This is a genomic window from Planktotalea sp. (genome assembly GCF_039984035.1).
GTDB lineage: Bacteria > Pseudomonadota > Alphaproteobacteria > Rhodobacterales > Rhodobacteraceae > Planktotalea.
Window position 1 is genome coordinate 1 of the sequence record NZ_JBDWVM010000207.1, and the last position, 11378, is coordinate 11378.

The window sequence follows — 11378 nt, forward strand, 5'->3', positions numbered from 1 at the left end:
GGTCTTGTGGCAGGATTTGCATGCGCATTAGCGCTTCCGCGTCTTCTTGCGTGTAAATGTCGTTGGTGATCACGCCAATGGAATGGCTATAACGCAGGGCTTCGCTCAGCGCGGCGGTCAAAGTAGTTTTGCCAGCCCCAACAGGGCCTCCGATACCAACGCGAAGCGGTCCGTTCATCTGGGTCACGTTCGGAAAATCCTCGAATACTGGGTTTCATGTTTCATAGAGGCGACATCTGCGAGAAAGCTGGTTGAATTAAGATCATCCAAATCCCCATCAACAGCGGTGCGCGCGATATCCACGAGCATCGGCTTTAGATCGTTGATCAACCGTTGCCCTTCAGTCTGCCCAAGCGGAACAAGCCGCATCGCCACCGCAGCCAGATTGCTCAGGAAACTATGCAGATACATCAGCGTAGCAGTGCCGAGAGGCAAGTCTTGCAATTTCACGGCGCGACCGACGGCGACAGGGTAGCTTAGCCCGCGCAAATCGCGCGCCCAAACATCAGAGATAACGGCGCAAAACGCCTCGCCCTGCAGATCAGTTTCTTTGAGACGCTCCCGCGAGGCGGCGAAAGCACGGCACTTTGCATCAAGCAGGCGAATGTCAGCGCTGCCCTCTGATTTGTACGCCGCTGCAATAAACAAACAGTCGTTCCACCCAGCGCCATTTTGCAAGACATTAGCAATCCATGTCTGAGCACTGCGTGCATCGTGCACATCCCCGGTTTCGATGGCCCATTCCAATCCATGTGAATAGGCAAAGCCGCCGATTGGGAAGCTCGGTGAAAACCATTGCGTCAGGGTTAAGACGTCCAGCTCAGTGGGCATGGCTGTGGGTTCGTCCATGCCCATAAGCACCGCCCTCCGGCTTGAATGGTTCGAAAACGTCGCGCACCTCTGCGCCAATTTTTCCGAGCATATCGCGAATGACATGATCGCGCTGGATCAACAGACGGTCCTTTTCCACCTGACAAGGCGTGTGTCGATTGCCGATATGCCATGCCACGCGCACAAGATCGTCCGCCGTCACTTCGAGCAGCTTTTCATCGGCAGCGACGACAAGAACTTCGCGTTTGTCATCGAGCACCAAAACGCCGCCATGATTAAGGGACGTTGTTTTTGGTAGATCCACCAGTAGCGGCTGTCCGTCATCCGTATGAACCACTTTGCGGCGCAGAAAACGGCCTTCGTAATCCAGCGAAACCCGCGCAAAGGTAGAGCCGTGCGCGTGATCATGATAGCCGCGTGCGATGAGACTTGGTTGCGTCATGATCGCCCCTTAGAACATGAAGTAGCGCTGCGCCATCGGCAGCTCTTTCGCGGGCTCACAAGTGAGCAATTCACCGTCTGCGCGCACTTCATAGGTTTCCGGGTTCACCTCGATCTGCGGTGTTGCATTGTTCAGCAGCAAATCGGATTTGCCGATGTCACGCGTGTTGTTCACCGCGACCGTTTGCTTGGCAAGGCCAAGGCGTTCGCCTATGCCATCGTCCTGCGCAGCGGCGCTGACGAAGGTCACAGCAGAATTTTCAAGGGAGCGACCATAAGCACCAAACATCGGACGTGAATAGACCGGCTGCGGCGTTGGAATGGAGGCATTCGGATCGCCCATTTGCGCCATGACGATAGAGCCGCCCATCAGAACCATCTCAGGTTTCACACCAAAGAAGGCAGGATCCCAAAGAACCAAATCCGCGCGTTTACCTTCGGCGATCGAGCCGATCTCATGAGAAATCCCATGCGCAATCGCAGGGTTGATCGTGTATTTCGCAATGTAGCGGCGCACACGGAAGTTGTCGTTGTCACCTGTTTCTTCAGACAAACGACCGCGCTGCTTTTTCATCTTATCGGCAGTCTGCCATGTACGGATCAACACTTCGCCAACACGGCCCATAGCCTGACTGTCAGACGCGATGATCGAAAACGCGCCCATGTCGTGCAGGATATCTTCAGCAGCAATGGTTTCGCGTCGAATGCGACTTTCGGCAAAGGCGACATCTTCGGGAATAGACTTATCGAGGTGGTGACACACCATGAGCATATCCAGATGCTCTTCCAACGTGTTCACCGTAAACGGGCGCGTCGGGTTTGTTGAGGATGGAAGAACATGTTCTTCGCCGCAAATGCGGATGATGTCAGGCGCGTGACCGCCACCTGCCCCTTCGGTATGGAAGGCGTGGATGGTCCGGCCCTTCATCGCCGCGACAGTGTTCTCGACAAAGCCACTTTCATTGAGCGTATCGGTGTGGATCATCACCTGAACGTCCATTGCATCGGCAACAGACAGACAGCAATCGATGGTCGCGGGGGTTGTGCCCCAATCCTCATGTAGCTTCAGCGCGCAGGCACCGCCAAGAACTTGTTCCTCTAGCGCGGCTGGTAGCGACGCGTTGCCCTTGCCCGCAAAGGCAAGGTTCATCGGGAAAGCATCCGCCGATTGCAACATACGGCCCAAATGCCAAGGACCAGGCGTGCAGGTCGTTGCCAATGTGCCGTGCGCAGGGCCTGTGCCGCCGCCAAGCATCGTTGTCAGACCAGAATGCAACGCATCCTCAATCTGTTGTGGGCAAATGTAATGGATGTGGCTGTCAAAGCCGCCAGCAGTGAGGATACGTCCCTCCCCTGCGATCACCTCTGTGCCGGGGCCGACGATGATATCAACACCGCTTTGCGTATCAGGGTTGCCTGCCTTGCCAATCTTGGCAATCCGGCCATCGCGCAGACCGACGTCTGCTTTGATGATGCCGGAATGATCCACGATCAACGCATTGGTGATGACCGTATCAACAGCGCCCTCCGCACGGGTGGCTTGGCTTTGACCCATGCCATCGCGGATGACTTTACCGCCGCCGAATTTCACCTCTTCACCATAGCGCGGCGCATTTGCACCATCGCCGCTGCGTTCAGTGATCAAATCGCGTTCGACCTCAATAATCAGATCGGTATCTGCGAGGCGCAGCTTATCACCCGTGGTTGGGCCAAACATCGCGGCGTAATCGGCGCGGGCTATCTTTGCAGGCATTGTGTTCTCCCTGACGTCATTTCTTGGGGCTCAGATCAAAGGATCAGTCGAGCGCGCCCATAACTTTTTGATTAAATCCATAGACCTTGCGATCGCCGCCCAGATCAATCAGCGACACTTCGCGGCGCTGACCCGGTTCAAAACGAACCGCTGTGCCAGAGGCGATATCAAGACGCTTGCCGCGTGCGACGTCACGATCAAAGTCGAGCGCAGGATTGGTTTCGGCGAAATGATAGTGACTGCCCACTTGCACGGGGCGATCCCCTGTATTGGCAACCATAAGGGTGATCACATCCTTGCCTTCGTTAAGGGTAAGATCACCGCTTGCGGGAATAAGTTCTCCAGGGATCATTTGCGACGTGCTCCTACAAGGGCGGCCACTGCGGCGCCGGCTAAGATCAATCCAACAATCAACATCGATGTACCAGAGTCATCAGACGCATGTGGATGCATATGGGGTTCGGCAGGAACGGTGGTCGAACCTGTCGTGATTGTTGTGTGGAGGGGCAGAACAACTTTCATGCGCAGGCTCCTTTAGCGAATAGGTTTGTGAACTGTGACAAGCTTGGTTCCATCAGGGAACGTGGCCTCGACTTGCACGTCGTGGATCATCTCGGCGATGCCATCCATGCACTGATCCGCGCGCACGACCTCTGCGCCCGCTTCCATCATTTCCGCGACAGAGCGTCCATCGCGTGCGCCCTCGACAACCGCATCCGTGATCAGCGCAATCGCTTCTGGATGGTTCAGTTTCACACCGCGCGCCAATCGCTTGCGCGCGACTTCGGCCGCCATCGCGATCAACAGTTTGTCTTTTTCTCTGGGGGTCAGGTTCATATCATATCGTCCAGCATCGAGGTAACGCACCATTGTTCAAGCGGTGCAGCACAGGGATTAGAGTTTGGCGGAGCGCAAAGCTGTCCTCGGCGAGCAGGCGCAAGGCGAGCACATCTTCAAGGATCAGGCTCGCGCCCGCGGTTTCGGGTAACAAATCACGAAGCGGGGCAAGATGCGCTTCAGCATCGCGGCCCACATAAACAACAGAGGCCATCGCACCCGCGCCGTTGGCAACGAATGGGTTGGCAAGATGCGCATGAATATCGCCCTTGAGCGTCATCGCATCTAAATAGATCGGCACGCCGTCGCGGGTGATCTCTATGCGATCCTTAAACGTCGCATGGCGGAGCACCTCGCCCATCGCAGCGCGCCCAAAGACCAAAGGTTCAACCATCAGAAAGGACGCATTCGCCGCCATCTTCACCATCAAGCGACGCTCAATGGATGAGCCATCAAACAGTATGGTTTCTTGCGGCAGCCAATTCATCCGCGCATTCGAGCCAATTTTGAGTTGGTTGTTGATGCGCCCAATTTGATCGGGCTGCGCTTTATATGCCCTCTCAAATGCTTGCGTGCTTGCGGTCACCACAGTATCAGCGCCAGCCTCGACAGAGACAGAGAACCGATCCCCACCCGTTACGCCGCCGGCAGTGTTCAAGATCACTGTTTCAAAACGTTTAGCAGCCGAGCGTGGAAATAGAACTTTGGAAGAGCCAGACTGACGCAACTGATCTAGCACCGATCCCGTCGCGCTCGATTTGGCACTTACGACAACATTGCCTATCGCCCTTGGCTGAACAGCCAAAGTCGCAGCCTTAGATATGTCGGCGCCGTGTATGATTCCCAAACCCTCGTTCTATTTATTGATCTTTTTGTGAGGCTTAGACGTTCCAAGTGCCAATAGAATGCGCAAAGCAGCGTCCAAACACAGTCCTTTCGGTTATATTTTAGGCAAATCACAACCGCACCGCACAAATATTAAGCTAACCCACCGGAGCTTCGCAAAAATAAGCGCCATAAGATTTGCCAAACCGCCTTGGCTACCGAATTCATTGGGCACCTTCTCAAACGGGCAACCGAAATTGGTGGGTGTGTGACGACTAAACGAATTGGACCTCGAACCAGCCGCCACACTTTTGCAACAAACAACAGTTGCGAGGAATAGGTATAGGAAGACGGCGTTTATACGCAAGTCATTCGGCCTGTCCTTCGCTAGGAGAACATAATGAACTTCCTGAAATCCACGCTCGCAGGATCAATGGTCTTTGCAACGCTTTCCACAGCTGCCATGGCTGCAGACGACACAATCAAAGTTGGCGTTCTGCACTCTTTGTCCGGCACAATGGCGATTTCTGAAACAACATTGAAAGACACAATGTTGATGCTGATCGATCAGCAAAACGCAAAAGGCGGCCTTCTGGGCAAGCAACTCGAAGCCGTTGTTGTTGACCCTGCATCCGACTGGCCACTGTTTGCTGAAAAAGCACGTGAGCTTTTGACAGTACACGACGTTGACGTGATCTTCGGCAACTGGACATCAGTTTCCCGTAAATCTGTTCTTCCTGTCATCGAAGAGCTGAACGGCCTGCTGTTCTACCCTGTTCAGTATGAAGGCGAAGAAAGCTCCAAGAACGTATTCTACACTGGTGCCGCTCCGAACCAGCAAGCGATCCCAGCGACTGACTACTTCCTCGACGAACTCGGCGTTGAAAAATTCGCATTGCTCGGCACAGACTACGTTTACCCACGTACAACAAACAACATTCTTGAGAGCTACCTCAAAGGTAAAGGCATCGCAGAAGACGACATCTTCGTGAACTACACGCCTTTCGGTCACTCTGACTGGTCCAAGATCGTTGCTGACGTTGTAGCGCTTGGCGCAGACGGTAAAAAAGTTGGCGTGATCTCCACAATCAACGGCGACGCGAACATCGGCTTCTATAAAGAGCTCGCAGCGGCAGGCGTTTCTGCGGACGATATCCCAGTTGTTGCCTTCTCTGTTGGTGAAGAAGAGCTTGCAGGTCTGGACACATCCAACCTTGTTGGTCACTTGGCGGCTTGGAACTACTTCCAGTCTGCAGAAACAGATGTGAACGCTGAGTTCATCGAAACGTGGAAAGCAGCGATGGGCGACGAGCGCGTCACAAACGATCCAATGGAAGCACACTTCATCGGTTTCAACATGTGGCTGAACGCTGCAACAGCAGCAGGCAGCACAGACGTCGATGCGGTTCGTACAGCGATGTACGGTCAAGAGTATCCGAACCTGACAGGCGGTACAGCGGTAATGTTGCCAAACCACCACCTGGCAAAACCAGTTCTGATTGGTGAAATCCAAGAAGACGGCCAGTTCGACATCATCTCTCAAACATCAGAAGTTCCAGGCGACGCTTGGACAGACTTCCTCCCAGAGTCTGCTGTTCTGAAATCTGACTGGAAAGAGCTGAACTGCGGCATGTACAACGTTGAAACAAGCACATGTGTACAGACATTGTCTAACTACTAAGACCTTTACCTAACAGGAGAGGGCCTAACTGGGCCCTCTCCCTTTCTTCTGCTCGGAATCCCCTGACATGAAACAGCTCTTCTTTGCGATTTTCGCAATGCTTTTGACGTGCTTTACTGCCACGGCACAGGACGGCGACATTCAGCCCCTCTTGCAAGAACACCAGCCGCTCATCGCCAAGAGTTCCCGCAAAACAATCGGCCCTGTCATCGACGCCATTGCCGCAAGCGATCTGCCTGCAGCGCAGCGCGTGCTCGAAACTTGGGGCGCTAAGGACATGTGGTTTCGCAAGTCCGACAATCTCTTTTTTATTGGGGAAACTGCGGAAGACAAACAAATCCGCCTGATCGATTTCGACAGCGGCGAGATTGTCGAAACGCTCCCCAAATCTGATGTAAAACAGCTCAAACCCAACAGCGGCGTGCGTGCTTTGATCAGCTCCGCTCTTGTACGGTTCCAGTTGCTCGACGACAATAAATCCAAGCGCGAAGATGCGCTGAAATCCATCGAACGCGATCCGAATGCATCTTTGTTGGCACCGCTACGGGCCTCTATCGACGCTGAACCAGACGCCGCACTGAAAACCCAAAAACGACGCTTAGAGCGACTTTTGACAATGGGGTATGACGAAGACCCTGAGGCACGCATTGCCGCCATCACCGATATGTCTGGCGATCTTGGCGTGGACGTGCGCGCGACGCTGAACCCATTAGTCGCGACCAAACGTGATGTTGTCCTAGGCGATGCGCCCGAAGGCATGAACATCGCGGAAATTCTCAAGCCCGGTAGCTCTGAATTTTCCAAGGAAGAGGCTTACGATCTACTGGTGAGCAAAGACCTCGCGCCTGCACGCATTTTACCTGCGGACATCCGCGATGTGCTCGCAGCAAACATCGAGGGCGGTCGCGTTGGTGGTATTTCACTCGCGCAATTGGACAACGACGAAACGCGCATCAAAGCCTATCAAGCGCTTGCAGATGCCGGAATTGCCCCGCCATTTGTGAGCGAAGCCGAGGTCACGCAATACCTTGAGCAGCACACTTTCTTTGATACGTTCAGCGATCCAAACATCGCAGTTACCACTGCGGCCACAGAGGCGCTGAAAGAGATCGAGCGCAAAGTTGGCCTGAACCAGAGCTTCGATCTGATGCTCGATGCGCTCTCGCTCGCTTCTATCTATTTCCTTGCCGCTATCGGCCTTGCGATCACATTCGGTGTCATGGGCGTCATCAACATGGCCCACGGCGAATTCATCATGATGGGCGCCTACACAGGTTACGTCGTACAGCAGATCATTCCCGATCACACGGTGTCGATCATCGTCGCGATCCCATTGGCCTTTGCAGTCACCTTCGCCGCTGGCGTTGCGATGGAGCGCCTCGTCATTCGCTGGCTCTATAACCGCCCGCTTGAAACACTGCTGGCAACTTTCGGTATCTCCATCGCGCTCCAACAGCTCGCCAAGAACATCTTCGGCACGCAGGCGCGCCCTCTGACCTCCCCTGCATGGCTCGACGGCGCTTGGATCATGAACGACGTGGTATCGATCAGTTACATCCGTATCGCGATCTTCTTCCTCGCGATCTTCTTCCTTTGTGTCTTCCTCTACATCATGAAGCGCACGCGCCTCGGTCTTGAGACACGCGCCGTGACGCAAAACCCGCGCATGGCCGCGTCCATGGGTATCAACCCGGGCCGCGTGAATATGCTGACCTTCGGTCTTGGTTCTGGCATCGCGGGGGTTGCTGGCGTTGCCATTGGTCTCTTTGCGAAAGTGACCTCCGAGCTTGGCTCGGACTACATCGTGCAAAGCTTCATGACTGTGGTTGTGGGCGGCGTTGGCAACATCTGGGGCACGCTTGCGGGCGCGGCCATGATTGGCTTCCTGCAAAAGGGCATCGAGTGGATGAACCCATCCAACACGCTGGCTGCGCAGACCTATATGATCATCTTCATCATCATCTTTATCCAGTTCCGACCACGAGGCATCATCGCCCTCAAAGGTCGCGCGGCGGGGGATTAATCAATGCAACGTTCCTTTATTGCAAAGAACCCATCGGTTCTCATCTTCCTCGCCATACTCGCGCTCTTTACGCTTGGTGTGACCCTCCTCTCTGAAGGGGCTGGATCGGGCTTCATTTCAACAAGCTTTGTCAAAACGCTTGGTAAAACACTCTGCCTTTGCCTTGTTGCTGTTGCGATGGATTTGATCTGGGGTTTTGCAGGTATCCTCAGCCTTGGGCATTTCGCCTTCTTCGGGCTGGGTGGCTATGCGATTGGCATGTGGCTGATGTATGAACGCACGCGTCTGATCGTTGTGGACTCCCTCTCCCAAAGCGAAATACCCGCAACGGCGACAGAGATATCTGATGCCATCGGCAATCAAATCTTCGGCGTGGTTGGCTCTAGCGAGTTTCCGTTGATCTGGGGCTTTGCAGACAGCTTGTTCCTACAGTTGACCATGGTCCTCGTTATTCCTGGCTTGCTCGCTCTGGTCTTCGGTTGGCTTGCCTTCCGCAGCCGTGTGGCTGGCGTGTACCTGTCGATCCTGACCCAAGCGATGACGCTCGCGCTTGCGCTTTATCTCTTCCAGAACGACAGTGGCCTTCGCGGCAACAACGGCCTTTCAGGTCTGCAAAACCTACCGGGCGTCACAGCTTCGCAAGATGACGTCTCGCTCTGGTTCTTCTGGGCCTCTGCGCTGGCGCTCGCGCTTGGCTACGTGCTCGCCGCTTGGATCGTGTCAGGCAAATTCGGCTCCGTCATTCGCGGCATCCGCGATAACGAAGCGCGCGTGCGTTTCCTTGGCTACTCGGTTGAGGCCTACAAACTCGCGATCTTCACACTAACGGCTTGCATCGCCGCCATTGCTGGCGCGCTGTACTATCCGCAGGCGGGCATTATTAACCCCGCTGAAATCGCACCAATCGCATCGATCTATCTCGCAGTTTGGGTCGCTATCGGTGGTCGTGGTCGGCTTTATGGCGCGGTCATTGGCGCAGCTTTGGTGAGCCTCCTCTCCACATGGTTCACAGGCGGGCAAGCGCCCGATATTCCACTTGGCTTTGCAACGATCAAGTGGGTCGATTGGTGGCTGGTGCTGCTCGGTCTGTCCTTCGTCTGCGTCACACTCTTCGCGCCAAAGGGCATGGGCGGACTCGTCGATCTTTGGACACAGCGCCGCACACCTGAACGCCACGGTGCAGATCTCGGTCCTGATGCAGGATCATTGCAAGAACAGGAGGCCAGCAAATGAGCGCCCTACTCGAAGTCTCCGGCGTCACAGTCTCCTTTGACGGCTTTCGCGCGATCAACAACCTTTCGTTCAGCATCGGTGAAGCAGAGCTGCGCGCGGTGATCGGGCCGAACGGCGCGGGCAAAACCACCTTCATGGATATCGTGACGGGCAAAACCAAACCTGACGCGGGCCACGTGCTTTGGGGTGAAAAATCCCAGTCCTTACTGCGTATGTCCGAAGCCAAAATCGCCCAAGCGGGCGTTGGACGGAAATTTCAAAAACCGACCGTGTTTGAGGATCAAACCGTTCAGGAAAACCTGTTGATGGCATTGAAAAAGCCACGGGGTTGGATGGCCGTTCTGCGTTACAAACCCGATGGCTCAGATATGGATAAGGTTGACGCTTTGGCTGAGCAGATCGGCCTCACTGACGCGCTCAAGCGCAAGTCTGGTGAGTTGAGCCATGGGCAGAAACAATGGCTTGAGATCGGCATGCTCTTGGCGCAAGAGCCGCGCCTGTTGCTTGTCGATGAACCTGCTGCTGGCATGACACCCGAAGAGCGTGAGCATACGACGGACATCTTGCTAGAAGCTGCGAAAACCCGCGCGGTGGTCGTCGTGGAGCACGATATGGAATTTATCCGCCGCCTCAATTGCAAGGTCACCGTTCTGCATGAAGGCGCGGTTCTGGCCGAAGGCACCCTTGATCACGTGACCTCAAACCAAGACGTCATCGACGTTTATCTAGGACGTTAAGCGATGTTGAAACTTGAAAACCTGACCCTGCATTACGGCCATTCACAGATTTTGAATGGCATCTCGTTGGAAGCCGCACAGGGCGAAGTTACTTGCGTCATGGGTACCAATGGTGTCGGCAAAACCAGCTTGATCAAAGCTATTTCCGGCACGCATCCCCGTTCTGGCGGAGCAATGTATTTGAACGGTGAAGAGGTCGGTGTTCTGCCCGCCCATAAACTGGCGCATATGGGCGTCGCTTACGTGCCACAGGGGCGTGAAATCTTCCCGCTCATGACCGTGCGCGAAAATTTGGAAACCGGTTTTGTCTGCTTGCCGACTGAGGAACACTTTATTCCTGACCGCATTTTTGAGCTCTTCCCCGTGCTCAAGGAAATGCAAACGCGGCGCGGTGGTGATTTGTCCGGTGGCCAACAACAGCAGCTCGCCATTGCGCGCGCGCTAATCACCAAGCCAAAGCTTTTGCTTCTGGATGAGCCGACCGAGGGCATTCAACCCAACATCATCCAACAGATCGGCAACGTTATCGGCATGCTGCGCGATCAAGGTGATATGGCGATTGTGCTGGTTGAGCAGTATTTCGAATTTGCTTATGGATTGGCAGATCGCTTTGCTGTGTTGCGTCGTGGAGAGGTCATTCTAGAGGGTGCAAAAGCGGATATTTCCAAAGCAGACGTGCTTAAGGGCGTGTCGGTTTAACGCCGCCCTGCCCAGCATTTCAGTTCCCATACCGTTTTGGCGAGCGCTAAAACAGTGAAGAGACAGAGCAATATTTTCGATGCTGTGCCCATTGTGCCGACGATCAAGATCGCGTGCACGACGCTACCGATAACGACGATTGAAACTACGCTGGTATGTAGAATCCGCCAAGTGCGAGGCCGCAATGATAAGCGTTTGCGAAATGCCGCCATCCCTGCTGCAAGGAACACACCCCACATTGCGATGACGCCCCATGCGGAAAAGGGCGTAGGCGAGCGGAACAAGAGGGCATCGATGACATCAGGCGGGCTGAATATC

At 54.6% G+C, this 11378-nt stretch carries 13 protein-coding genes and 1 pseudogene; 5 read left to right on the plus strand and 9 right to left on the minus strand.

The genetic code is table 11. The features are described 5' to 3' along the window. From ABJQ89_RS09505 to ABJQ89_RS09540, 8 genes are all read right to left on the minus strand, one after another. A partial coding sequence (locus tag ABJQ89_RS09505; RefSeq protein ID WP_348496011.1) for a GTP-binding protein occupies nucleotides 1-187 on the minus strand: 187 nt, incomplete at its 3' end. Continuing rightward, nucleotides 184-849, minus strand: coding sequence for an urease accessory protein UreF (locus ABJQ89_RS09510; protein WP_348496012.1), 666 nt, complete (start codon nucleotides 847-849; stop codon nucleotides 184-186). The genes ABJQ89_RS09505 and ABJQ89_RS09510, both read right to left, overlap by 4 nt. After that, nucleotides 821-1273: an urease accessory protein UreE gene (locus tag ABJQ89_RS09515; RefSeq protein WP_348496013.1), complete on the minus strand. Its 453-nt coding sequence runs from the start codon at nucleotides 1271-1273 to the stop codon at nucleotides 821-823. Before ABJQ89_RS09515 ends, ABJQ89_RS09510 begins: the two co-directional genes overlap by 29 nt. A 9-nt stretch (nucleotides 1274-1282) precedes the next feature. Beyond that, a complete protein-coding gene (gene ureC / locus ABJQ89_RS09520; protein ID WP_348496014.1) occupies nucleotides 1283-3025 on the minus strand; it encodes an urease subunit alpha in 1743 nt (580 codons plus the stop codon). A gap of 43 nt (nucleotides 3026-3068) precedes the next feature. Continuing rightward, nucleotides 3069-3377 (minus strand): urease subunit beta, encoded by a 309-nt coding sequence (locus ABJQ89_RS09525; protein WP_348496015.1) that lies wholly within the window; start codon nucleotides 3375-3377, stop codon nucleotides 3069-3071. Continuing rightward, complete coding sequence (locus tag ABJQ89_RS09530; protein ID WP_348496016.1) at nucleotides 3374-3547, minus strand: hypothetical protein; 174 nt, start codon at nucleotides 3545-3547, stop codon at nucleotides 3374-3376. Before ABJQ89_RS09530 ends, ABJQ89_RS09525 begins: the two co-directional genes overlap by 4 nt. A gap of 12 nt (nucleotides 3548-3559) precedes the next feature. Continuing rightward, complete coding sequence (locus ABJQ89_RS09535; protein ID WP_348496017.1) at nucleotides 3560-3862, minus strand: urease subunit gamma; 303 nt, start codon at nucleotides 3860-3862, stop codon at nucleotides 3560-3562. A gap of 1 nt (nucleotide 3863) precedes the next feature. Next, nucleotides 3864-4667: an urease accessory protein UreD gene (locus ABJQ89_RS09540; protein ID WP_348496018.1), complete on the minus strand. Its 804-nt coding sequence runs from the start codon at nucleotides 4665-4667 to the stop codon at nucleotides 3864-3866. Between the two features lie 420 nt (nucleotides 4668-5087). Between ABJQ89_RS09540 and urtA the strand changes: the two genes are divergently transcribed. From urtA to urtE, 5 genes are all read left to right on the plus strand, one after another. Then, entirely contained in the window at nucleotides 5088-6368 is a 1281-nt protein-coding gene (gene urtA, locus ABJQ89_RS09545; protein ID WP_348496019.1) for an urea ABC transporter substrate-binding protein, read from the plus strand. A 67-nt stretch (nucleotides 6369-6435) separates the two neighbouring features. Then, the gene (gene urtB, locus ABJQ89_RS09550; protein ID WP_348496020.1) at nucleotides 6436-8391 is read left to right on the plus strand and encodes an urea ABC transporter permease subunit UrtB; all 1956 of its coding nucleotides are present in this window, start codon (nucleotides 6436-6438) and stop codon (nucleotides 8389-8391) included. A gap of 3 nt (nucleotides 8392-8394) precedes the next feature. Further along, nucleotides 8395-9624: an urea ABC transporter permease subunit UrtC gene (urtC, locus tag ABJQ89_RS09555; RefSeq protein ID WP_348496021.1), complete on the plus strand. Its 1230-nt coding sequence runs from the start codon at nucleotides 8395-8397 to the stop codon at nucleotides 9622-9624. Continuing rightward, entirely contained in the window at nucleotides 9621-10361 is a 741-nt protein-coding gene (gene urtD, locus ABJQ89_RS09560; RefSeq protein WP_348496022.1) for an urea ABC transporter ATP-binding protein UrtD, read from the plus strand. Before urtC ends, urtD begins: the two co-directional genes overlap by 4 nt. A 3-nt stretch (nucleotides 10362-10364) precedes the next feature. Beyond that, nucleotides 10365-11060 carry an urea ABC transporter ATP-binding subunit UrtE gene (gene urtE, locus ABJQ89_RS09565; protein ID WP_348496023.1) on the plus strand — a complete coding sequence of 232 codons (696 nt, stop codon included), beginning with the start codon at nucleotides 10365-10367 and terminating at the stop codon, nucleotides 11058-11060. Here the strand turns inward: urtE and ABJQ89_RS09570 are convergent. Continuing rightward, nucleotides 11057-11378: pseudogene (locus ABJQ89_RS09570) on the minus strand (ferric reductase); the annotation flags it as partial. The gene urtE and the pseudogene ABJQ89_RS09570 overlap by 4 nt on opposite strands.